This window comes from Streptomyces sp. NPDC012935 (assembly GCF_042900345.1).
Classification (GTDB): Bacteria; Actinomycetota; Actinomycetes; order Streptomycetales; family Streptomycetaceae; genus Streptomyces.
This window is the reverse complement of the sequence record NZ_JBIBBC010000002.1, coordinates 62,324-85,057: the sequence shown is the minus strand read 5'-3', so window position 1 is coordinate 85,057 and position 22,734 is coordinate 62,324. Positions and strand designations below refer to the sequence as shown.

At 71.4% G+C, this 22,734-nt stretch carries 18 protein-coding genes, 4 tRNA genes, 1 other RNA gene and 1 pseudogene; 14 read left to right on the top strand and 10 right to left on the bottom strand.

Annotated features, from left to right (window positions below; all coding sequences use genetic code 11):
* Nucleotides 1–67: 67 nt before the first annotated feature.
* Together ACFY5C_RS05680 and ACFY5C_RS05675 are read left to right on the top strand one after the other, a co-directional pair.
* The gene (locus tag ACFY5C_RS05680; RefSeq protein ID WP_389440862.1) at nucleotides 68–856 is read left to right on the top strand and encodes an Fpg/Nei family DNA glycosylase; all 789 of its coding nucleotides are present in this window, start codon (nucleotides 68–70) and stop codon (nucleotides 854–856) included.
* A gap of 89 nt (nucleotides 857–945) precedes the next feature.
* Nucleotides 946–3,402, top strand: coding sequence for a SpoIIE family protein phosphatase (locus ACFY5C_RS05675; protein WP_389440859.1), 2,457 nt, complete (start codon nucleotides 946–948; stop codon nucleotides 3,400–3,402).
* Here ACFY5C_RS05675 and ACFY5C_RS05670 read toward each other — a convergent pair.
* Nucleotides 3,402–3,494 (bottom strand): annotated as a pseudogene (locus ACFY5C_RS05670) (ATP-binding protein); the annotation flags it as partial. The gene ACFY5C_RS05675 and the pseudogene ACFY5C_RS05670 overlap by 1 nt on opposite strands.
* A 165-nt stretch (nucleotides 3,495–3,659) precedes the next feature.
* Between ACFY5C_RS05670 and ACFY5C_RS05665 the strand changes: the two are divergent.
* The 3 genes from ACFY5C_RS05665 (at nucleotide 3,660) to ACFY5C_RS05655 (ending at nucleotide 4,569) form a co-directional block, all read left to right on the top strand.
* Nucleotides 3,660–3,893 carry a hypothetical protein gene (locus ACFY5C_RS05665; protein ID WP_389440857.1) on the top strand — a complete coding sequence of 78 codons (234 nt, stop codon included), beginning with the start codon at nucleotides 3,660–3,662 and terminating at the stop codon, nucleotides 3,891–3,893.
* A gap of 44 nt (nucleotides 3,894–3,937) precedes the next feature.
* The gene (locus ACFY5C_RS05660) at nucleotides 3,938–4,162 is read left to right on the top strand and encodes a hypothetical protein (RefSeq protein WP_389440854.1); all 225 of its coding nucleotides are present in this window, start codon (nucleotides 3,938–3,940) and stop codon (nucleotides 4,160–4,162) included.
* A gap of 98 nt (nucleotides 4,163–4,260) precedes the next feature.
* On the top strand, nucleotides 4,261–4,569 hold the full coding sequence (locus tag ACFY5C_RS05655) for a hypothetical protein (protein ID WP_389440851.1): 309 nt from the start codon (nucleotides 4,261–4,263) through the stop codon (nucleotides 4,567–4,569).
* A gap of 214 nt (nucleotides 4,570–4,783) precedes the next feature.
* Here the strand turns inward: ACFY5C_RS05655 and ACFY5C_RS05650 are convergent.
* A tRNA-Ser gene (locus ACFY5C_RS05650) sits at nucleotides 4,784–4,871 on the bottom strand.
* Between the two features lie 73 nt (nucleotides 4,872–4,944).
* On the opposite strand from ACFY5C_RS05650, the gene ffs reads away from it, so the two are divergent.
* The 6 genes from ffs (at nucleotide 4,945) to ACFY5C_RS05620 (ending at nucleotide 14,521) form a co-directional block, all read left to right on the top strand.
* Nucleotides 4,945–5,039, top strand: an RNA gene (gene ffs / locus ACFY5C_RS05645) — signal recognition particle sRNA small type.
* Nucleotides 5,040–5,100: 61 nt separating this feature from the next.
* Nucleotides 5,101–7,476, top strand: coding sequence for a DNA polymerase III subunit gamma and tau (locus ACFY5C_RS05640; protein WP_389440849.1), 2,376 nt, complete (start codon nucleotides 5,101–5,103; stop codon nucleotides 7,474–7,476).
* Nucleotides 7,477–7,563: 87 nt separating this feature from the next.
* On the top strand, nucleotides 7,564–8,817 hold the full coding sequence (purD, locus tag ACFY5C_RS05635) for a phosphoribosylamine--glycine ligase (RefSeq protein WP_389440846.1): 1,254 nt from the start codon (nucleotides 7,564–7,566) through the stop codon (nucleotides 8,815–8,817).
* 360 nt (nucleotides 8,818–9,177) lie between these two features.
* On the top strand, nucleotides 9,178–11,724 hold the full coding sequence (locus ACFY5C_RS05630; RefSeq protein WP_389440844.1) for a hypothetical protein: 2,547 nt from the start codon (nucleotides 9,178–9,180) through the stop codon (nucleotides 11,722–11,724).
* 259 nt (nucleotides 11,725–11,983) lie between these two features.
* On the top strand, nucleotides 11,984–13,474 hold the full coding sequence (locus ACFY5C_RS05625; RefSeq protein WP_389440842.1) for a N,N-dimethylformamidase beta subunit family domain-containing protein: 1,491 nt from the start codon (nucleotides 11,984–11,986) through the stop codon (nucleotides 13,472–13,474).
* Nucleotides 13,475–13,621: 147 nt separating this feature from the next.
* Nucleotides 13,622–14,521, top strand: coding sequence for a phosphoribosylaminoimidazolesuccinocarboxamide synthase (locus tag ACFY5C_RS05620; RefSeq protein ID WP_389440839.1), 900 nt, complete (start codon nucleotides 13,622–13,624; stop codon nucleotides 14,519–14,521).
* A 40-nt stretch (nucleotides 14,522–14,561) separates the two neighbouring features.
* Here ACFY5C_RS05620 and ACFY5C_RS05615 read toward each other — a convergent pair.
* From ACFY5C_RS05615 to ACFY5C_RS05580, 8 genes are all read right to left on the bottom strand, one after another.
* Nucleotides 14,562–14,634 (bottom strand) — tRNA-Gly (locus ACFY5C_RS05615).
* Between the two features lie 22 nt (nucleotides 14,635–14,656).
* Nucleotides 14,657–15,307: a response regulator gene (locus ACFY5C_RS05610; protein ID WP_389440837.1), complete on the bottom strand. Its 651-nt coding sequence runs from the start codon at nucleotides 15,305–15,307 to the stop codon at nucleotides 14,657–14,659.
* Complete coding sequence (locus ACFY5C_RS05605) at nucleotides 15,304–16,536, bottom strand: sensor histidine kinase (protein ID WP_389440834.1); 1,233 nt, start codon at nucleotides 16,534–16,536, stop codon at nucleotides 15,304–15,306. The genes ACFY5C_RS05610 and ACFY5C_RS05605 overlap by 4 nt, the downstream gene beginning before the upstream one ends.
* Before the next feature lie 17 nt (nucleotides 16,537–16,553).
* Nucleotides 16,554–17,330: an ABC transporter permease gene (locus ACFY5C_RS05600; RefSeq protein ID WP_389440831.1), complete on the bottom strand. Its 777-nt coding sequence runs from the start codon at nucleotides 17,328–17,330 to the stop codon at nucleotides 16,554–16,556.
* The gene (locus ACFY5C_RS05595; protein ID WP_389440828.1) at nucleotides 17,327–18,286 is read right to left on the bottom strand and encodes an ABC transporter ATP-binding protein; all 960 of its coding nucleotides are present in this window, start codon (nucleotides 18,284–18,286) and stop codon (nucleotides 17,327–17,329) included. The genes ACFY5C_RS05600 and ACFY5C_RS05595 overlap by 4 nt, the downstream gene beginning before the upstream one ends.
* 131 nt (nucleotides 18,287–18,417) lie before the next feature.
* A tRNA-Gly gene (locus ACFY5C_RS05590) sits at nucleotides 18,418–18,490 on the bottom strand.
* An 80-nt stretch (nucleotides 18,491–18,570) separates the two neighbouring features.
* Nucleotides 18,571–18,642, bottom strand: a tRNA-Gly gene (locus ACFY5C_RS05585).
* 158 nt (nucleotides 18,643–18,800) lie between these two features.
* The gene (locus ACFY5C_RS05580) at nucleotides 18,801–19,118 is read right to left on the bottom strand and encodes an Lsr2 family protein (protein ID WP_148000186.1); all 318 of its coding nucleotides are present in this window, start codon (nucleotides 19,116–19,118) and stop codon (nucleotides 18,801–18,803) included.
* Nucleotides 19,119–19,426: 308 nt separating this feature from the next.
* On the opposite strand from ACFY5C_RS05580, the gene purS reads away from it, so the two are divergent.
* Genes purS through purL form a run of 3 tightly spaced genes read left to right on the top strand, consistent with a single transcriptional unit; the run spans nucleotide 19,427 to nucleotide 22,646 of the window.
* Nucleotides 19,427–19,690, top strand: coding sequence for a phosphoribosylformylglycinamidine synthase subunit PurS (gene purS, locus ACFY5C_RS05575; protein ID WP_015659417.1), 264 nt, complete (start codon nucleotides 19,427–19,429; stop codon nucleotides 19,688–19,690).
* The gene (gene purQ / locus ACFY5C_RS05570; protein WP_389440825.1) at nucleotides 19,687–20,391 is read left to right on the top strand and encodes a phosphoribosylformylglycinamidine synthase subunit PurQ; all 705 of its coding nucleotides are present in this window, start codon (nucleotides 19,687–19,689) and stop codon (nucleotides 20,389–20,391) included. The genes purS and purQ overlap by 4 nt, the downstream gene beginning before the upstream one ends.
* Nucleotides 20,388–22,646, top strand: coding sequence for a phosphoribosylformylglycinamidine synthase subunit PurL (gene purL, locus ACFY5C_RS05565; RefSeq protein ID WP_389440822.1), 2,259 nt, complete (start codon nucleotides 20,388–20,390; stop codon nucleotides 22,644–22,646). Before purQ ends, purL begins: the two co-directional genes overlap by 4 nt.
* Nucleotides 22,647–22,734: the final 88 nt, after the last annotated feature.

The window sequence follows — 22,734 nt, the reverse complement described above, 5'->3', positions numbered from 1 at the left end:
GTGAGAAGTCTCCCAAACGGGGCAAAACAGATAAGAGCACGGCATCCAACCGCGAAGGCCGTACGCCATGCCTGAGCTGCCAGACGTCGAGGGTTTCCGGAACGTGCTCCAGTCCTGCGCGAAGGGCCGGACCGTCCGCCGCGTCGACGTCCGCGACCCGGGCGTCCTGCACGGCGTGAGCGCGCGGCGACTGCGTGAGGCGCTGGAGGGGCGGCGCGTCACCAGGGCGGAGCGGCACGGCAAGTGGCTGCTCGCCCGCACCGGCGGCCCGACCCTCGCGCTGCACTTCGGCATGACCGGCCGGCTGCTCTGCGCCCATCCGGACGACGCGGCCGACCCCCACGACCGCGTCCTGCTCACCGTCGCCCGCGACCACCAGCTCCGCTACCGCGACCAGCGCAAACTCCAGGGCCTGTGGCTGGCCGACAACGACTCCGATGTCGTACGGCTGCTGCGGGACCAGGGGCCCGACGCCCTGAGCGTGGACCGCGAGGAGTTCGAGGACGTGCTCGCCTCCCATCGCGGACGCGTCAAGTCGGTCCTCATCGACCAGTCGGCCCTGGCCGGCCTCGGCAACCTCCTGGCCGACGAGATCCTGTGGCGGGCGAGGCTGCGCCCGAACACCCCGGCGAACGCCCTCGCCGAGCCCGAGCGCCACCGCCTCTACACCGAGATGCGCCGCACCCTGCGCCCCGCTGTGGCCGCCGGCCGGGTCCCCCCTCGCCCCACCTGGCTCACCGGCCACCGCGACGATCCCGACCCGCACTGCCCCCGCTGCGGCACGCCCCTGCGCCGCACCCGCGTGGCAGGCCGGACGACGGTGTGGTGTCCGGGGTGCCAGGGGAAGGGGGCATGAGTATGGCCAACGGCCTCGAAGCGACGGCCCGACGTGTGCGGGCCGGTTCAGGATCCCGGTGAATCTCGGCGAGAGCGAGATGAACGATCATGGACGAGCCCGTCATCACCGGCCGGACGACAGGTCCGCTCGACGCTGTGGTCGGCGAGGCGCTCACGGCCCGCGTCACCGTCGACGAACGCGGCACGGTGACCGGGTGGAACGCGGGCGCCGAGCAGCTGCTCGGTCACTCGGCCGAACAGATCGTCGGGCGACCGGCGGCCGGGCTGCTGGCCGGGCCGGTCCCACCGGACCCGCCCCCGTTCGCCCGGCTGCCGAGATGGCACGGCACGGTCCCGGTCCGCCATCGCGACGGACGACGGCTGGAGATCAAGGTCCTCGCCCACCACCGGAGCGGCGAATGGTTCCTGGTGTCGGCCCTGGGCAGTCAGCAGCCCCCGCCGCTCGCCGACGACCCCTTCGTGACCTGGAGCTTCGCCCAGTCCCCCTGCTGCGCGCTGGCGATCTACGACACCCGGCTGCGCCTGTGCCGCGCCAACGCGGACATGGAACGCTCGGTGGCCCTCACCGAGGAGGACATGCTCGGCCTGCGGGTCAACGAGATCGTGGACAACCCGGCCGGCGACCGGGCGGAACAGAGCATGGTGCGGGTCCTGGAGACCGGCGAGCCGCAGTACAACGAGAACTTCCTGCGTGCCGCCGGTGAGACCCGCGAGCATGCCTGGTCGATCTTCCTGTCGGCCCTGCGGGACGCGACGGGCGAGGTGCGGGGCGTGTGCCTCACCGCGCACGACATGACCGAGCAGCACTGGGCCCGCAAGCGGCTCCAGATGATCGCCGAGGCGGGCCGGCGCATCGGCACCACCCTCGATGTCATGCGTACGGCGCAGGAGCTGGCCGAGGCGACGGTCCCGGAACTCGCCGACTTCGTCACGGTCGACCTGCTGACCTCCCTCGAGGACCTGCATGAGCCGCTCCCGGAGGGCGGGCCTCCGCCCGGCCCTGTCTTGATGCGACGGGCCGCACACCAGTCCGTGACGCCGGGCATGCCGGAGGCCGTCGTCGCGCTGGGCGACGTGGACGAGTACCCGGAGGGCACCGCGCCGGTCGTGACGCTCCGCTCGGGACGGGCGGAGGTGTACGAGATGACGCACCCCGAGATCACACGGTTGGTCGCCCGGGACCCGGCCCGGGCCGCCCGGGTCCGCGAGTTCGGCGTCCATTCGGTCATGGCGGTGCCCCTGACGGCTCGCGGAACCACACTCGGTGTCGCCGTCTTCACCCGCCACCGCAAGTCCCAGATCTTCCAGCAGGACGACCTGGTGCTGGCCGAGGAGCTTGCGGCCAGGGCGGCCGTCTCCATCGACAACGCCCGCCGCTACACCCGCGAACGCGGCACCGCGGTGATGCTGCAGCGCAGCCTGCTGCCGCAGCGGCTGCCCAAGCAGGCGGCGCTCGAGGTGGCGTCACGCTATCTCCCGGCCGGGGCGCACGCCGGCGTCGGCGGCGACTGGTTCGACGTGATCCCGCTGTCCGGGGCACGGGTGGCGCTGGTCGTCGGCGACATCGTCGGCCACGGCATCCACGCCTCCGCGACGATGGGCCGGCTGCGTACGGCCGTACGCACCCTCGCCGACATCGATCTGCCCCCGGACGAACTGCTCACCCACCTCGACGACCTGGTGGCCCGCCTGTCCACGGAACGTGAGGCCGGCCGGCCGGCCGACGAGCACTCCGAGCCCGCCGGCGAGCTGGGCGCGACCTGTCTGTACGCCGTCTACGACCCCATCTCCCAGCGCTGCACGCTGGCCCGGGCCGGGCATCCGCTGCCGACCGTGGTGAGCCCCGAGGGCACCGCCGAACTCCTCGACCTCCCGGTCGGCCCCCCGCTGGGCCTGGGGGGCCTGCCGTTCGAGGCGGCCGAGATCGACCTGCCGGAGGGAAGCCTGCTCGCCCTGTACACCAACGGCCTGATCGAATCCCCGGACCGTGACCTCGACGACGGCATGCTCCGCCTCCGTCACCTGCTCGCGGGCCCGGAGCCGACCCTGGACGGCATGTGCGACAGGATCCTCACCGACCTGTTGCCGGCCCGCCCGCCGGACGACGTGGCGCTCCTGCTCGCCCGTACCCGCGCGCTCGACGCCTCCCAGGTCGCCACCTGGGACGTACCGGCCGACCCGTCCGCCGTCGCCCAGACCCGCAAGGACGCGCTGGCCCAGTTGGAGGCCTGGGACCTGGAGGACGCCGCGTTCGTCACGGAACTCGTCGTCAGCGAACTCGTCACCAACGCCATCCGGCACGCCGAACCACCGATCCAGCTCCGCCTCATCCACCTCACCCACGACGACTCCCTCATCTGCGAGGTGTCCGACGGCGGCAACACCGCCCCCCACCTGCGCCGCGCCCGCAGCTACGACGAGGGGGGCCGGGGCCTTCTCCTCGTGGCCCAGCTCACCCAGCGCTGGGGCACCCGCCAGACGGCCAAGGGCAAGACGATCTGGGCGGAACAGCCGTTGGAGCCGGTACTGCCGACCGGTATCTGATCGGCGTAGGGCTCGAGGTATCTGAGGCGGAACGGGGAGTCGGGTCCGAGAACCGTGTCCCTGGCGATGCGCCCGCGCAGGGTGTCCTGGTCGTCGTCTTGCCTGCACCGTGCGTGCCGTTGATCCATGCGATCACGGGATCCAACGCCAGCGCCGTGCGGGGCGCGGGGCGCGGGAACGGGCACGGCAGAAAGTCAGTGCGTTACACCGAGCCACTGGTGTGGCCTGAAAAATCGAACACATGATTGAATTTGGCCATGCGAACGTTTCCCGACGACCTCGCCCAGGCTCAGCGGGAGTGGAGCGCCACCTACCGGCAACTGTCCGAGCGGCCCGGTCGCACGGAGCTGCGCCGGCGCCTGTACCGGCTGTCGGCCGAGGTGTTCTTCCACCCCTATTGGCAGCAGCGGCGCCCCAGTCCCGCCGCGTGGTGGGAACTGCGTGACCTGGGCCGTCCGGGCAGGGACGACCATGGGCGGCATCGTCGATGACGAGCTGGGGTGCAGGGCCCGACTTCCCGGATGATCCTGAGGGCATGGCCGCACCGATACGCGTGACCGTGCATCCGCCGTCCGCCACAGGAGGCCGACGCGTGCGCGTGGACGGCGAGATCCTCGGGCTGGCCCACAACGTGGCCGACGTGGCGGAGTTCCTGCGCCGGGCCGGGCTGGAGATCGACCCGTCGGAGGTGGCGGAGGTGTCGTGGATCGACTGGCGCGGAGTGGGGCCCGAGCGCTGGGGTCCGGAGGCGGGAGGCTGACAGCGGCTTCGGCCGCTCGCGGGGCAAGTTACTGGCGAGTTGGGCGGCTCTGTAAGATCCACTTCGACCAACGCAAGCCCTAACTGGGGGAACAACGCATGACCAAGCGCTTCTCCGCCCTCGCCGTCTCCGCGGCCATCGTCGGCGGTCTCTTCATCACCTCGGTGCCCGCTCACGCGGCCCCGTCCGCCGACCGGGGTGCGGTCTCGGCCAAGGCCGCCATCACCTGCCACAAGGACCAGATGCGCCAGCAGATCGCCAACCTCAAGAGCAAGGCCGCGAAGCTGAAGCAGCTGGGGGAGACGGCGGCGGCCAACAGGGCGCTCAACGAGGCGGCCGCCATCCAGAAGAAGCTCAACGCCTGCATCAAGGCGGAGGACGAGGTCAGCAAGCCGTTCCCCGGCTAAGTCTCGGCCGAGCCTCCTGCTCCACGTGTGGCGCTGCCCGTCCGTTCCGCGGACGGACAGCGCCACGCGCTTTTCCGTAGAGCTCCCGTTTCCGTAGAGCTCCCGCCTACGTCTCACTTACGTCTCGGCGTTCGCCTCCGGCCGATCGAGACGGACAACGACGAAGGGCCCCACCTTGCGGTGGGGCCCTTCGACATCGTGCCCGGTGAGGCACTGGCGGAGGATACGAGATTCGAACTCGTGAGGGGTTGCCCCCAACACGCTTTCCAAGCGTGCGCCCTAGGCCTCTAGGCGAATCCTCCGCCGCAAACAATACAAGACGTTGAGGAGTGCTCGCGAACTCGTTCCCCACTGCTGACATCGGGTACTCTCTGGGAAGCCCCTCACGCGGCGCTATCTGACTGAACTCCCCCAGGGCCGGAAGGCAGCAAGGGTAGGTCGGCTCTGGCGGGTGCGTGGGGGGCCCTTGCGTTCCCGGGGGCTTGGACCGCCGGGGCCGGGTTGTCAGTGGGCGCCTATAACCTCGTATGCGTGTCGTCTCTCGCGCTGTACCGCCGCTATCGCCCGGAGTCGTTCGCCGAGGTCATCGGGCAGGAGCATGTCACCGACCCGTTGCAGCAGGCGCTGCGGAACAACCGGGTCAATCACGCGTACCTGTTCAGCGGGCCGCGCGGCTGCGGCAAGACGACCAGCGCGCGGATCCTCGCGCGGTGTCTGAACTGTGAGCAGGGTCCTACGCCCACCCCCTGCGGCGAGTGCCAGTCCTGCCAGGACCTCGCCCGCAACGGCCCGGGATCCATCGACGTCATCGAGATCGACGCCGCGTCGCACGGTGGTGTGGACGACGCCCGTGAGCTGCGGGAAAAGGCCTTCTTCGGGCCGGCGAGCAGCCGCTACAAGATCTACATCATCGACGAGGCCCACATGGTCACGTCGGCCGGCTTCAACGCGCTGCTGAAGGTCGTCGAGGAGCCCCCGGAGCATCTGAAGTTCATCTTCGCCACGACCGAGCCCGAGAAGGTCATCGGGACCATCCGCTCGCGGACCCACCACTATCCGTTCCGCCTCGTACCGCCCGGCACCCTGCGGGACTACCTCGGCGAGGTGTGCGGCCGGGAGAACATCCCCGTCGAGGACGGCGTGCTGCCGCTCGTCGTGCGCTCGGGCGCAGGGTCCGTGCGTGACTCCATGTCCGTCATGGACCAGCTGCTCGCCGGAGCGAGGGAGGAGGGTGTGACGTATGCCATGGCCACCTCTCTGCTCGGGTACACCGACGGCTCGCTTCTCGACTCCGTGGTGGAGGCGTTCGCCACAGGTGACGGCGCCGCCGCCTTCGAGGTCGTGGACCGCGTCATCGAGGGGGGCAACGATCCGCGGCGGTTCGTCGTCGACCTGCTGGAGCGGCTCCGGGACCTCGTCATCCTCGCCGCCGTGCCGGACGCCGCCGAGAAGGGGCTCATCGACGCCCCGGCCGATGTCCTGGAGCGCATGCAGGCCCAGGCCGGCATCTTCGGCGCCGCCGAACTGAGCCGTGCCGCCGACCTCGTCAACGAGGGGCTGACCGAGATGCGGGGGGCCAACTCGCCCCGGCTGCAGCTCGAGCTGATCTGCGCGCGCGTGATGCTGCCCGCGGCGTACGGGGACGAGCGTTCCGTGATGGCCCGCCTCGACCGGCTGGAGCGGGGCGTCAACTTCTCCGCGGGCGGCGGCGCCGGCATGCCCGCGATGGGGTACGTACCCGGCCCCGACGCCCACGCGGGAGCGGCCGCCGCGCCGGTCGCGCCGGGTGGCGGTCCCGCCGCTGCCCGGGCTGCCGTACGGGCGTCGGGAGCCCCGGGGCAGGGGCCCGGTGGGCCGACGGGCGCTACGGCAGCCCCCGACCCGGTGGGGCAGGGGGCGCCCACGGGGCAGGCCACACCCGCGCCCGCAGGCCCGGACGAGGCGCCGCAGAGCGGCCACCGGCCTCAGCCTTCCCAGGCTCCGCCCACCCCTGAGCCCGCACCCGCGCCCCCGACACCCGCGCCCCCGTCCGCACCTGCACCTGCCCCGGCGGCGGCCACCCCCCAGGCACCCTCCGCCCCCGCCCCCGGCGCCTGGCCCACTGCGGCTTCCGCGGGCGGCGGCCGACGCCCCGGCGGCTGGCCCACGGCAACCCCTGCGGGCGGCGGCGCACAGCCCCCGGCCCCGGCGGGCGGCACCCCGGCACCCGCACCGCAGCAGCCCCCTTCGCCCGCACCCGCGCCACCCCACACCGCAGGCGCGGCCCCCGCCTACGCACCCCCGAGCAGCGGCGTCGACCCCCGCATGCTCTGGCCGAACATCCTGGAGGCGGTCAAGAACCGCCGCCGCTTCACCTGGATCCTGCTCAGCCAGAACGCCCAGGTGGCCGGCTTCGACGGCACCACCCTCCAACTCGGCTTCGTCAACGCCGGCGCGCGCGACAACTTCGCGAGCAGCGGCAGCGAGGACGTCCTGCGTCAGGCACTGGCCGAGCAGTTCAACGTCCAGTGGAAGATCGAGGCCATCGTCGACCCGTCGGGCGGAGGCTCGGCTCCCCCGCCGCCGGGTGGCTCCCCGGGCTTCGGCGGAGGCGGCGGCAGCTACGGCTCAGGCGGCACCGGCGGTGGCAACAGCGGCTACGGCGGTGGCGGGGCCTCCGCCCGCCCGGCCCCTCCCCGGCCCACGCCCACGGCGCCCACCCCGCCCCCGGCGGCCTCGGCGTCGACGGCCACCCCGACCCCGGCCCCCGAGCCCTCATCCGCCCCGGAGCCGCGTCCGCCGGTGAACCTCGAGGACGACATCCCCGAGGACGACGACCCCGACCTCAACGAGTCGGCGCTCTCCGGCCGTGAACTGATCGTGCGGGAGCTGGGGGCGACGGTGGTGGAGGAGTTCACGAACGAGTAGCGGGGCACAGCGCCTTGGAGGAACGTACAGGTCACGAACCCCCGGCCCCTCGGCATCCCGCACAAGAACCCCGTTAGGCTGACCCCCGTGAAGGTCCTCGTCATCGGAAGCGGCGCCCGCGAACACGCCCTGTGCCGCTCCCTGTCCCTCGACCCCGACGTCACGGCGCTGCACTGCGCCCCCGGCAACGCCGGCATCGCCGAGGTCGCCGAGCTGCACCGGGTCGACGCCCTGGACGGCACGGCCGTGTCCGCGCTGGCCGAACGGCTCGGTGCCGACCTCGTGGTCGTCGGGCCGGAGGCACCGCTCGTCGCCGGGGTCGCCGACGCCGTGCGCGCGGCGGGCATCCCCGTCTTCGGTCCCTCCGGGGAGGCGGCGGAGATCGAGGGCTCCAAGGCGTTCGCCAAGGACGTGATGGCGGCGGCCGGCGTCCCGACCGCCCGTTCCTACGTCTGCACGACGCCCGCCGAGGTCGACGAGGCGCTCGACGCCTTCGGTGCCCCGTACGTCGTCAAGGACGACGGCCTCGCCGCCGGCAAGGGCGTCGTCGTGACCGGCGACATCGAGGCGGCCAGGGCGCACGCGAACTCCTGCGAGCGCGTCGTCATCGAGGAGTACCTCGACGGCCCTGAGGTGTCCCTCTTCGCCATCACCGACGGCGAGACGGTGCTCCCGCTGCAGCCCGCCCAGGACTTCAAGCGGGCGCTCGACGGGGACGAGGGCCCGAACACCGGTGGCATGGGCGCGTACTCCCCGCTTCCGTGGGCCGACCCGAAGCTGGTCGACGAGGTCATGGAGACGGTTCTGCAGCCGACGGTCGACGAGATGCGCCGCCGCGGCACCCCGTTCTCCGGGCTGCTCTACGCGGGTCTCGCGATCACCTCCCGCGGGGTACGGGTCATCGAGTTCAACGCCCGCTTCGGTGACCCCGAGACCCAGGTCGTCCTGGCCCGCCTGCAGACCCCGCTGGCCGGTGTCCTGCTGGGCGCCGCCAAGGGAGAACTCGCCGACCTTGAGCCCCTGCGCTGGAGCGACGACGCCGCGGTCACCGTGGTCGTCGCCTCGCACAACTACCCCGGCACCCCGCGCACCGGCGACCCGATCACCGGGCTCGACGAGGTGGCCGCCGAGGACGCCCCGCACGCGTACGTCCTGCACGCCGGTACCAAGCAGGACGGCGACGCGGTCCTCAGCGCCGGCGGCCGCGTCCTGTCCGTGACGGCCACCGGCGAGGACCTCACCCAGGCCCGCGAGCGCGCGTACCGGGCCGTGGCCCGCATCCGGCTCGACGGCTCCCAGCACCGCACGGACATCGCGGCGAAGGCGGCGACGGGCGAATAACCACCCCGAGCGCCCGCCCCGGATGAACCCCGCAGGCCCCGAATCCGTCTCAGGATTCGGGGCCTGATCCATGCCGGGACCAGGGCCTGCCACCGTCCGGGACCAGGTCTTGCCACCTGCCGTGATCAGGGGCCTGATCCTCGCTGTCCGTCATCCACCTCTCCCCAAAGCCATTCCATCGAGTGACCGATGCCCCATCCGGCTGACGTGGGCCGAAGCCCCAACTAGGGTGCGGCGCAAGCGTTCCGGCACTTGGCCCACCGGCATTGCGATGTCAGTGGTGGGTGCCACAGTGGGGGAGTGAGCAAAGCCAGGACAGTTCGGACAGCCAGGGCAGCGCGGAGGGGGTGAGGTCCGGCCGTGACCGGTATGGGTGTGGAGATGGGCGCGCAGGCCGCGCGTGCCCGGGCCCTCGCGGTGCTGCGCATTCGCAGCCGCGCGCTGGCCGTCGCCCTGCTGCCCGCGGCGGTCGCCGTGGTGCTGCTCGCCGGTGCCTCCACGGGCCACTTCGTCGGCTCGGGCTGGCATGCCGCCCGCTGGGTCGTCACCCCCGTCGCCGTCCTCGTCCTGCTCGCCGCCGCCGCGATCGCGCTGGTGGTCGCCCGCGCCCGCCCCGCCGTCAGCCCCACGGTCCCGATCGGCGAGGAGCAGGCCCCGGACCTGTACCGGCTGGTGCGCGACCTCGCCGACCGCCTGGATGTCCCCGCCCCGTCCGCGATAGCGCTCACGCCGGACTGCGACAGCTGGCTGGAGGACCGCACCCACCCGTCCCACGGCCCACCGCCCCCGGCGGAGGACCGCGACGAGGACGGTCTCAACGGCCTGCACGGCGGAAGCTCGCGCGGCGCCCACCGCCGTACGCCCGCGGCACCTGTCCTCGTCATCGGCTCCCCGTTCCTGTGGTGGATGCGGGTCGGCGAGCTCCGCGCGGTCCTCGCCCCGGTCGTCGCCGGTACGGGTCCCTCGGCGCACCCCGACATAGCCCAGGCCCGGCGCTTCGTCCGGGGCCTGGACGCCGCCGTGGCCGTCGCCTCGACGCGCGGCCGTTGCCCGGGGTCGCGGGCGGTGTGCGCGGGCATCGGCTGGGTCGCCCGGCTGCTGCTGCGCAGTTGCCGGGACCATGCGGCCGAGATGGAGCGGGGCGTGGCCGCCGCGGCCGCCGAGCGTGCACAGGCTGTGGACTACGGGCTGCGGATCGTCGCACAGGAGCAGGTCGGGTTGGCGTACGCGGGCTGGGACAGGCTGCTCACTCGGGTCGCGCTGCCCGCCTGGCGGATGGGCCGCTGGCCGTCCCGGCTGGACGCCGGCGTCGTCGCCGCGCTCACCGAACTCTCCCGCCGGGACCGTCTGGCCGAGGGCTTCGCCTCCCGGCTGGGTGAGCGCCCCGCCTGTGACCTGCTCGAAGAGCCCGGCACGGTCGACGAGGCCGCGTCACTCCTCGCCGCCCGCCTCTTCCACGGCGGCCCCGCCGAGCCCGGCCCTGACTGGTCCCCAGTGGGCTGGCAGGAGTATCCGGAGGAGGTCGTCGACCGCAAATGGCGCACCGACGCGGCCCGTCTCCACCGCGTCCTCGACGCCCTCGGCGTCCGCCGCACCACCGAGGGTCCGGAAGCCGACGGCCCGACCCTGGCCCGAGTCCTGGACCACCTGACGACCCCGGCCCCCGGCGCCGCGTACCCCAACGCCGCAGGCCACCCCGAGCCGCACAGCCCCCAGGACGAGACGACGGCGACGCAGACCGGCTTCCGCCAGACCACCGACCGGCATGCCGGTATCGCCGCGGCTTCCGACGCGTCTGCCGCCCGCGAGGCGGACGCCGAGTCGAACGCCGGCCGGAGTCAGGCCGCCGACGCCCATGACAGTCCCGACCGGGCTTCCGGCCTCTCTGCGGACAGTGGCGGGGACGCCCAGGCGAACGCCCCCCGCAATCAGGCTGCCGACGCGGACGACAGTCACGCCCCGGCTTCCGACCCGCAGGCCGGCGTCGTCCCGGCTTCCGACGGGCAGGCTGGCATGGCCCCGGCTTCCGACGCGGACGCCGGCATGGCCCCGGCTTCCGACGCGGACGACAGTCACGCCCCGGCTTCCGACGCGCAGGCCGGCATCGCCCCGGCTTCCGACGCGGACGCCGGCCGCGATCAGGCGGCGCATGCACCCGACGTTCACGACCAGGCCGCCGCTGCACACGCCGCCCGCGGTCAGGCCCGTGACGGGCAAGCCGACCCCGCCCGGGCTGCCGACGCGTCTGCCGACCGCGAGCAGGTCCCAGACCCGCACACCGGCCGCGATCAGAGTGCCGACGCATCTGCCGACTCCGGTCAGGCCTCGGACCCGCACACGGACCGCGATCAGACCGACGAGACGTACACCGGCCCCAACCAGCCCCCGGCCACCGGTGACCAGGCCGACGACGCCCACACCACCCCCACCCCCACCCCCATCTCGGCCCCCAAGCCCCCCAAAGCCCCGTACGCCGCCATGGCCGACGACCACGGCGCCGACGACCAGGAAACCGAGCGCAGTTCCGCCCTCGCCGCAGGCATCACCGCCGAGTTGGCCCGCGAGGAGGCCGCGACGCCGGCCGAGCGGACGGCGTCTCCAGACCCCGGTACCACTCTTCTGGACATCGGCGCGCTCCCCCTCTTCCCGCTCCAACCACCCCGCACCTCCCGCGAGTTGCTCACCGATCACGTGACGGCGATGGTGTGCTGCGCCGCGATGGACACCGCCGGTGCGGTGCCGGGGCTGGACTGGCTCGACGGCCCCACGCTCCTCATCAACGGGGAACGGGCCGCCGACCTGGCCCCCAGAGTCCTCAGCCTCATCGAGGACGGCGACCCGACCCCCCTGCGGGCCTGGCTGGTGGAGTCGGGGATACGCCCGGAGAAGCCGGTTCGCCTGGTCTGACGGCTGCCGTGCCCGCCGTATGCGGCCGGAACCCCCGGTTCCACTTTCGGCCAATTCGCAACGAATAGTGACAGGATGCGTGCGGAATGTGATGTGCTGGGACCGATAGCGCACATGGCAAGGGCTTACGACATACGACAGCCACACAAGCACATGTCGCGCGGCAGAACCGCAGGCAACACAGGGCACTTGCAGCAGACGGGCACCACACCACACGACGCTCGATGCACAACCACGGGGGAACGAGGGAGGGTATGGCATGGGGTCGGAGCAGATCCGCCGCTGGGAGTCGGGGGCACTCGCGCACGCCGTGACGGACCCCTTCGGCCAGGGCCCGGTCCCCTGGCTGCGCGGCAACGTGACGTATTTCGACGACACCGGCCAGGTCGTCCCCTGGTACGTGGACGGCCAGGCCCACCCACCGACATCGGACACCCCGAGGGTCCCCGCACCCCGCAGCGCCGGCCCCCGCTCGGCCGACGACGTCCGCCGCCAGATCAAGGGCTTCATCTCCACCGGCGCGGTCGCCCCCGGCGAGGCCGTCGACTTCCACATCACCGTCGACCCCCCGCAGGAATTCGCCGTCGACATCTACCGCATCGGCCACTACGGCGGTGACGGCGCCGCGAAGATCACCACCAGCCCCCGCCTCTCCGGCATCGTCCAGCCGCCCCCGCTCACCGCCGACCGCACGGTCTCCTGCCACCACTGGTGGCTGTCCTGGCGCCTGCAGATCCCGTCGTACTGGAGCATCGGCGCGTATGTGGCCGTCCTGACCACCGTCGACGGCTACCGCTCCCACATCCCGTTCACGGTCCGCGACAACCACCCCGCGGACCTGCTCCTGCTGCTGCCCGATGTGACCTGGCAGGCGTACAACCTCTACCCCGAGGACGGCCGCATCGGCGCCAGCCTCTACCACGCGTGGGACGAGGACGGCCGGCTGCTCGGCGAGGCCGACGCCGCCACGACCGTCTCCTTCGACCGCCCGTACGCGGGCGCGGGCCTGCCCCTGCACGTCGGCCACGCCTACGACTTCATCCGCTGGGCCGAGCGCTACGGCTACGACATCGCCTACGCCGACGCCCGCGACCTGCACGCGGGACACGTCGATCCCACCCGTTACCGAGGCCTGGTCTTCCCCGGCCACGACGAGTACTGGTCGACGAACATGCGCCGCACCGTGGAGCTCGCCCGCGAGAACGGCACCTCCCTGGTCTTCCTCTCCGCCAACTCCATGTACTGGCAGGTGGAGTTGGGACCGTCCCCGTCCGGCGTCCCGGACCGACTCCTCACCTGCCGCAAGCGCAAGGGCCCAGGCCGCTCGGTCCTCTGGCGCGAGATCGACCGCCCCGAACAGGAGGTGATCGGCATCCAGTACGCGGGCCAGGTCCCGGAGCCGCACCCCCTGATCGTCCGCAACGCCGACCACTGGCTGTGGGAGGCGACCGGCGCCCACGAGGGCGACGAGATCAAGGACCTGGTCGCGGGCGAGGCCGACCGCTACTTCCCGCGCACCCCGCTCCCCGAGCACGAGGAGCGCATCCTGCTCGCCCACTCCCCGTACGCCGACCGCGAAGGCGCCGTGCGCCACCAGGAGACGTCCCTCTACCGCGCCACCTCCGGCGCCCTGGTCTTCGCGTCCGGCACGTTCGCGTGGTCCCCGGCGCTGGACCGCCCGGGCCACGTCGACGCCCGGGTCCAGCGCGCCACCGCCAACCTCCTGGACCGCATCTGCAAGCGTGACTGACCTCACCCAGCACACCCCAGTCGCGACCCAGCACACCCCAGTCGCCACCCAGCACACGCTCAGCCGCTCACCCAGCACACCCCCAGTCCAAGGTCAGCGCCCCGTACGGGACAATCGACCCATTGGACAGAACCACGGGGAGGAACCGTGTCCGGATTCGTAGAAAAGCCCGAGCCGATCCAGGTTCCGGGCCTGGTGCACCTGCACACCGGCAAGGTGCGCGAGCTGTACCAGAACGAGGCCGGTGACCTCGTGATGGTCGCCAGCGACCGTATGTCCGCCTATGACTGGGTGCTGCCGACCGAGATCCCCGACAAGGGCCGCATCCTCACCCAGCTCTCCCTGTGGTGGTTCGACCAGCTCGCCGACCTGGTCCCCAACCACGTGCTGGGCACCGAGGTGCCCGCGGGCGCCCCCGCCGACTGGGCGGGCCGCACCCTCGTCTGCAAGTCGCTCCAGATGGTCCCGGTCGAGGCCGTCGCCCGCGGCTACCTCACCGGCTCCGGCCTGGCGGAGTACAACGAGTCCCGCACGGTCTGCGGCCTCGCCCTCCCCGAGGGCCTGGTCGACGGCAGCGAACTCCCCGCCCCGATCTTCACCCCGGCGACGAAGGCCGCGGTCGGCGAGCACGACGAGAACGTCTCCTACGAGGAGGTCGCCCGCCAGGTCGGCGCCGACACCGCCGCCCAGCTGCGCCAGGTGACCCTCGCCGTCTACTCCCGCGGCCGGGACATCGCCCGCGACCGAGGCATCATCCTCGCGGACACCAAGTTCGAGTTCGGCTTCGAGGGAGAGACGCTGGTCATCGCCGACGAGGTCCTCACCCCGGACTCGTCCCGCTTCTGGCCGGCCGAGCAGTGGGAGCCGGGCCGTGCGCAGCCGTCGTACGACAAGCAGTTCGTGCGCGACTGGCTGACCTCGCCGGCCTCCGGCTGGGACCGCAAGAGCGAGCAGCCCCCGCCGCCGCTGCCGCCGAAGGTCGTGGACGCGACCCGGGCGAAGTACGTGGAGGCTTACGAGCGCCTGACGGGTATGAGCTGGGCGTAACGCGAAAGGCCCCCGGAGAACCGGGGGCCTTTCGAAACTGAGCGAACGACGAGGTTCGAACTCGCGACCTCAACCTTGGCAAGGTTGCGCTCTACCAACTGAGCTACGTTCGCATGCGCCGTGGCGCGAGAACCACTATACCCAACCCCGCTCCCGCGCGAGACGCACCGCCGCGTGCCGGTTCTCCGCCCCGAGCTTGGACACGGCGGAGGACAGATAGTTCCGCACGGTCCCCTGCGACAGCGCGGCCCGCTCCGCGATCTCCGCGACGGGCGCGCCGTCAGCGGCGAGTTCCAGCACCTCGGCCTCCCGCGCGGTCAGCGGTGAGTCCCCGGCGGCGATGGCGTCGGCGGCCAACTCCGGGTCGACGTAACGGTTTCCGGAGTGCACGGTACGGATGATCTCCGCGAGCCGCTGTGCGCTGACGGTCTTCGGGACGAACCCGCGCACACCCGCCGCAAGGGCCCGTTTCAGATGCCCGGGCCGCCCGTGACTGGTCACGATCAGCACCTGGCACCTGGGCAGTTCGGCCCGCAGTGATGTGGCGACCTTCACACCGTCCGCGCCGGGCATCTGGAGATCGAGGACGGCCACGTCCGGCTCGTGGGCCCGTGCCATCGCCAGCGCCTCCGGCCCGGTCGCCGCCTCGGCGACGATCACGAGGTCGTCCTCCAGGGAGAGCAGGGTGGCGAGCGCCCCCCGGATCAGATGCTCGTCGTCGGCGAGGAGCAGTCGTACGGGCCCTGCCGGGCGGCCGGTGGCGCGGTCGCTCCGCAGGTCGGTCATACGGCGACCTCCCGCACGCCCGCCCCCGCCAGCGGCACCTCGGCCACCAGCCGGAACACCGCCTCGCCCACATGACCGGCGTCCAGCGTCCCGTCCACCGCGGCGAGCCGCTCCCGCAGCCCGGCGAGCCCGGAGCCCCCACCCCCGTCGGGGGCTCCGGCGGCCCCGTCGTTCTCCACCGTCAACACCACGTGTCCCTCGCTCACCGTGACCCCCACCGAGCACCGCCCTGCATTCCCGTGCCGCAGCACATTGGTGGTCCCCTCCCGCACCACCCAGGCCAGCGCCGACTGCACCTCGACGGGCAGCCCCGCCGTCCGGCCGGTCACCCGGCACTCGATCCCGGCCGCCGTCAACACCCCCTGTGCACCGGCCAGTTCGACCTCCAGGTCGACCTCCCGATAGCCCCGTACGACGTCCCGCACCTCGCGCTGCGACTCGCCCGCGATGCGCTGCACCTCGATCATCTGCTCCACGGCCTCGGGCCGCCCGCGCCGCGCGAGCTGCACGGCGAGTTCGCTCTTCAGGGCGATGACCGACAGATTCCGCCCCATGACGTCGTGCAGGTCCCGTCCGAACCGCAGCCGCTCCTCGGCGACGGCGAGCCGGGCCCGGGTCTCGCGGGCTTCGTCGAGTTCGTAGACGGCGTTCAGGAGCCAGACGGAGAAACCGGACGTGAGGGCCAGGATTCCGCAGGCGATGAAGACCGCGACCGTCGCGCCCAGCGCCGCCGGGACCGGGGAGCCGAGCGGCAGGGCCACGAGTCCGGTGGCCACCGCGGTTCCCGCGACGACCGCGAACACGCGCTGCCTGCTGCCGACGCCGAGCGTGAGGGTGCCGACCGTGAAGGCCAGTGTGCCGCCCAGGACCGTGCCCACCGCGGTGTCGACCTCCTCGCCGTTCGGGCCGTACCGCACGATGAGGGTGGCGGCGACGACGACCGCAAGGGCGACGGTGACGAGTCCCGCCATCGCCCGCAGCGGCTGCGCACGGCGGCCGCGCGTCCAGTCGAGGGCCCGCGACGCGGTGAAGGCACAGGCCACGGCGTGCGCGCACACCATCAGGAGCAGCCAGCGGGCGATCCCGGGCTCGGACGTCGTCGAGCCGACGGCGGGCAGACCGAGCGTGGCGACCTCGATCACCGCGAAGAAGTGGAACGACCACCGGGTGTACGTCTCCACCTTCGCCGGCGTGCTCTTGCCCCGCCACCACATTCCCGGCCCGCGCATGCGCCGTCCCCCCTGCCTCAGTGCCGTGGCTCCCACCGGAACCACCGTCGCACAGCCAACACGCCCAGGACTGTCCAGGCCAGCCCGGTCACCACGGGACCGATCGCCTCGTACGCCGACAGATCGCCGGTCCAGCCACCCCGCAGCAGAGTGATCACCGGGGTCAGCGGCAGGAACTCGCACACCGACGCCACCCGGTCCGGCAGCACCTCGAGGGGGACGAACATCCCGGAGAAGATCATGGAGAGGAACACCACGGGCAGCGTCGTGACCTGCGCACTCTCGACGCTGCGGGTGAACGACGCGGTCACGGCGCCCAGCGACGCGCACAGCACGATGCCCAACAGCAGTCCCAGCACGGCCAGATGGGGAGCGGCAGGCGCGCCCACGTCGAGCAGGACGGCGCAGCCGACCGCCAGCACCAGGCTCTGCGCGACCCCCGTGACCACGGCCGGCAGCGCGGCCCCGGCCAGGATCTCGGTGTCCTTGAGCTCGCCGGTGCGCAGCCGTTTGAGGACGAGTTCCTCGCGCCGGGCGGTGTAGACGGAGACGAGCGTGGCGTACACCGCGTAGAGCAGTGAGAAGCCGATCGAGGCGGGCAGGACGACCGTGCCGAGGGACAGGCCGGCCTCCGCCAGGTCCATCCCCTTCGCGGCCTCCCGCACGCTGAAGGGCAGCAACAGCGGCACGAACAGCGCCGCGAACAGTGTGCCCCTGCTGCGTCCGAGCAGCGTCACCTCGGCGCGGGCCAGCGCCGCCATGCGTCCCACGGGGGTGGTCATCGCCGTACTCATGCCGCGTACTCCTTCTTCTCGGCGGCGCCGGCCGCATCCCGCGCGATCCCCAGGAACGCCTCCTCCAGCGACGCCGGCCGCACGTCCAGCCGCCGCAGCTCCACCCCTGCCGTGTCCGCCCACACCAGGAGCCGGGTCGCGGTGCGCTGCAGCTCGTGCGTGCGCAGCCGTACGACGCGCCCGTCGACCTCGTGCTCGCGCACGCCCATGTCGTCGAGGGGCGGCAGATCCCCGACGAAGTAGCCGTCGGGCAGCTCGAAGGTGATCCGCGAGGGCTGGGCCGCCGTCACCTCGGCCGGTGTCCCGGCAGCCGCGATGCGTCCCTCGTGCAGGATCGCGATCCGGTCGGCGAGGTTCTCGGCCTCTTCGAGGTAGTGCGTGGTCAGCAGCACGGTCGTACCGGCGTCGCGCAGCTCCCGCACCAACTCCCAGGTGTCCCGGCGCCCTTCGGCGTCGAGCCCGGTCGTCGGCTCGTCCAGGAACAGCACCTCGGGCCTGCCGAGCAGGGCGAGTGCCAGGTCCAGCCGTCGCCGTTCACCGCCGGACAGCTGCTTCACCCGCACCCCGGCCCGCCGCCCGAGCCCGACCCTGTCCAGGGCCTCGGCCTCGGGCATGGCCCCGCTCACGCACCCCGCCCACATCCGCGCGGTCTCGGCGACGGTCAGCTCGGACGGAAAGCCGCCCTCCTGCAACATCACCCCGGTCCGCGGCCGTACGACGTCCCGCTCGGTGTGGGGGTCGTGCCCGAGCACCCGCACCCGTCCCGCGGCGGGCCGGGCGAGTCCTTCCAACAGCTCGACGGTGGACGTCTTGCCCGCGCCATTGGTGCCGAGCAGCGCGAAGACCTCGCCGCGGTCCACGGAGAACGTGATCCCGCGCACCGCCTCGAACCCGCCCCCGTACACACGACGCAGGTCAGTGACCTCAATCACGTGTTCGTGTTCGTTGATGTTCATGACATCAGCATCCCGGCGATCCGAAGCCGGAAGCAGTGCGCGGTGTCACCGCTCCGCATGACAAATGTCAGAGACCCGGCGCGCGGCACACGAAAAGACCCCGATCCATTAGGACCGGGGTCTGATTCCCGAGCGGACGACGAGGCTCGAACTCGCGACCTCAACCTTGGCAAGGTTGCGCTCTACCAACTGAGCTACGTCCGCATTGCCCCCGACCGGCTCTCACCGATCGGTGCGAGCACCAGCCTACCTGATCCACTTACGTGGTCAGTACGGCGGTGCAGAGCGGGTGACAGGAATTGCACACTGCGCCTTCCCCCTGGAAGGGGGATGTTCTACTACTGAACTACACCCGCATGCTCGGCGAGCTGGGCTTTTCTGCCCCGCCCGGCGGCGTGCCCCAGACATTAGCTGATCAGCAGGGGGGTAGCGCAAGTCGGTTGTCGCACCGGCCCAAGTCGGCCGTCCTCAGGGTGCGCTGACGGACCCTGAGGACACGTCCCGAACGAGCACCTCACTGGGCCGAGGCGAACGCCTCGTAGACCTTCTTGGGGATGCGGCCGCGGGCCGGCACCTCCATCTTGTTGGCCTGGGCCCAGGCCCGGACCGCCGCCGGGTCCGGGGCGACCTCGGTCTGCTTGTACGCCTTGCCGGACTTCGACCGCTTGCGGCCGGCGTCCACGTAGGGCGCGAGCGCCTTACGCAGTTTCTTGGCATTGGCTTCATTCAGGTCGATCTCGTACGACTTGCCGTCGAGTCCGAAGGCGATCGTTTCCGCCGCTTCCGAGCCGTCGATGTCGTCAAAGAGAGTGACCACGACCTTCTGCGCCACGAATATCGGTCCCTTCGTCCGGCATGTCATACAGCTCAGCTGGGATGACGTGCCGTGTCGGCTATTTGCCAATTCATTTGTACAGTGCCCGGCAATGCAATGTGAAGCCCGACTAAATCTGTCCGCGTGTCCGAGCGCAATACCTATCTGCGGCTGATCGGGGATCTTTCCCGTAACTTTTCGTGAACACCCCCCTCCAGTACATCATCGTGATGGCTGTCACGTAGCTTCCTACAACTCTACTCGCGTAGAAATTTTGTGCGGGTAGTCTGAAGGAACCTGCTCAGCACCACACACCGGGAGTGCCAGTGGCACGCGTCGTAGTCGACGTCATGCTCAAGCCGGAGATCCTCGACCCCCAGGGCCAGGCGGTGCAGCGCGCACTGCCGCGGCTGGGATTCGAAGGCATCTCGGACGTACGTCAGGGAAAGCGATTCGAACTGGAAGTTGACGGGCCGGTCGACGAGGCCGCGCTCGCCCGCATCCACGATCTTGCGGAATCCTTCCTCGCCAACACCGTGATCGAGGACTTCACCGTCAAGGTGGAGGAAGTCGCGGAGGCGGCGAAGTGACCGCTCGTATTGGCGTCGTCACTTTCCCGGGGAGTCTCGATGACCGGGACACCCAGCGCGCGATCCGCCTCGCCGGCGCAGAACCGGTCGCTCTCTGGCACAAGGACAAGGACCTCAAGCAGGTCGACGCCGTGGTGCTGCCCGGCGGTTTCTCCTACGGCGACTATCTGCGCGCCGGAGCGATCTCCCGGTTCTCGCCGGTGATGGAGACCGTCATCGAGCAGGCGAAGACCGGACTGCCGGTCCTCGGTATCTGCAACGGCTTCCAGATCCTCACCGAGGCGCATCTGCTGCCCGGCGGGATGCTCGGCAACGACCATCTGCACTTCATCTGCCGCGACCAGAAGCTGCGGGTGGAGAACGCGGAAACCGCCTGGACCAGTGATTACGAGAGCGGGCAGGAGATCCACATCCCGCTCAAGAACATGGACGGCCGGTACGTCGCCGACCAGTACACGCTGGACAAGCTGGAGGCCGAGGGCCGGGTCGCGTTCCGGTACGTCGTCCGCGGCGAAGCCGCTGATGGATACGGCAACCCGAACGGCTCGCTCAACGACATCGCCGGCATCACCAACGAGGCCGGCAACGTCGTAGGCCTCATGCCGCACCCGGAGCACGCCGTCGAGCCCCTCATCGGGTCGGGCCGCACGGACGGTCTCCCCTTCTTCACCTCGATCCTCAAGAAGCTGGTCAACGCATGAGCCGGACGCCTCTGGACACGGTCGAGCACGCGGCCGCGACCCCCGACGTCGAGCTGCCCTGGGCCGAACTCGGCCTGAAGAAGGACGAGTACGAGAGGGTCGTGGAGATCCTCGGCCGCCGGCCCACCGGTGCCGAGCTCGCCATGTACTCGGTCATGTGGTCCGAGCACTGCTCGTACAAGTCCTCCAAGGTCCACCTCCGCCAGTTCGGCGAGAAGGCCCCCGAGTCCGACGCGATGCTCGTCGGCATCGGCGAGAACGCCGGTGTGGTGGACGTCGGCCAGGGCTACGCCGTGACCTTCAAGGTCGAGTCGCACAACCACCCGTCGTACGTCGAGCCCTACCAGGGCGCGGCCACGGGCGTGGGCGGCATCGTGCGCGACATCATCGCGATGGGCGCGCGGCCGGTGGCGGTCGTGGACCCGCTGCGGTTCGGTGCGGCGGACCACCCGGACACCAAGCGCGTGCTGCCCGGTGTCGTCGCCGGCATCGGCGGCTACGGCAACTGCCTGGGCCTGCCCAACATCGGCGGCGAGGTCGTCTTCGACTCCTGCTACCAGGGCAACCCGCTGGTCAACGCCGGTGCCATCGGTGTGATGCGGCACGAGGACATCCACCTCGCGAAGGCGTCCGGTGCGGGTAACAAGGTCATCCTGTACGGGGCCCGTACGGGCGGCGACGGCATCGGCGGTGCGTCGATCCTCGCCTCCGAGACCTTCGACGACGCCAAGCCGTCGAAGCGTCCGGCCGTCCAGGTCGGCGACCCCTTCCAGGAGAAGCTCCTCATCGAGTGCACCCTGGAGGCCTTCGCCGAGAAGCTGGTCGTCGGCATCCAGGACCTCGGCGCGGCCGGCCTGTCCTGCGCCACCTCCGAGCTCGCCTCCAACGGCTCCGGCGGCATGCGCGTGACCCTGGACGACGTACCGCTGCGTGACTCGACGCTCTCGCCCGAGGAAATCCTCATGAGCGAGTCGCAGGAACGCATGTGCGCGGTCGTCGAGCCGGAGAAGGTCGACCGGTTCCTGGAGATCTGCGAGAAGTGGGACGTCATCGCCACCGTCATCGGTGAGGTGACCGACGGCGAACGCCTGGAAATCTACTGGCACGGCGGCAAGATCGTCGACGTCGACCCGCGCACCGTGGCGCACGAGGGCCCGGTCTACGAGCGCCCCTACGCCCGCCCGTCCTGGCAGGACGAGCTGCAGGCCGACGACGCGAACAAGCTGCCCAGGCCCACGACCTCGGCCGAGCTGAAGGACCAGGTCATGAAACTGGTCGGCTCCCCGAACCAGGCCTCCAAGAAGTGGATCACCTCGCAGTACGACCACTTCGTGCAGGGCAACACCGTCCTCGCCCAGCCCGAGGACTCCGGCATGATCCGCATCGACGAGGAGACCGGCCTCGGCGTCGCCATCGCCACGGACGGCAACGGCCGGTACGCGAAGCTGGACCCGTACCACGGTGCCCAGCTGGCGCTGGCGGAGGCGTACCGCAACGTCGCCACGACCGGCGCCAAGCCGCTCGCGGTCTCCGACTGCCTGAACTTCGGCTCGCCCGAGGACCCGGCGGTGATGTGGCAGTTCGCGGAGGCAGTGCGCGGACTGGCGGACGCCTGCCTGCAGTTGGGCACCCCGGTGACCGGCGGCAACGTCTCCCTCTACAACCAGACGGGCGAGGCGGCCATCCACCCCACGCCGGTCGTGGCGGTCCTCGGCGTCATCGACGATGTCGCGCGGCGCACGCCGGTCGCCTTCCAGGAGGAGGGCCAGCTGCTCTACCTCCTTGGCGACACCCGTGAGGAGTTCGGCGGTTCGGCCTGGTCGCAGGTCGTGCACGACCACCTCGGTGGTCTGCCGCCGCAGGTCGACCTGGAGCGCGAGCGGCTGCTCGCCGAGATCCTGATCTCCGCCTCCCGGGACGGCATGATCGACTCCGCGCACGACCTGTCCGACGGCGGTCTGATCCAGGCGGTCGTGGAGTCGGCGCTGCTCGGGGGCAAGGGCGCGCGACTCGTCGTACCGGACGGGCTGGACGCCTTCACCTTCCTCTTCTCCGAGTCGGCGGGACGCGCGGTCGTCGCCGTGCCGCGCTCCGAGGAACTCCGTTTCAACGACATGTGCGGTGCGCGGGGCCTGCCGGTCACCCGCATCGGTGTCGTCGACGGTGACTCCGTGGAGCTCCAGGGCGAGTTCGCGCTGTCCCTTGAGGACCTGCGCGAGACGCACGAGGCGACGATTCCGGCGCTGCTGAAGTAAAACGAGGGGTCCTACGGCTCCGAAGCCCCCGTCCGGTCACCGGGCGGGGGCTTCGTCGTACCGCCTCCGCGGCACCCGGCACCCGGCA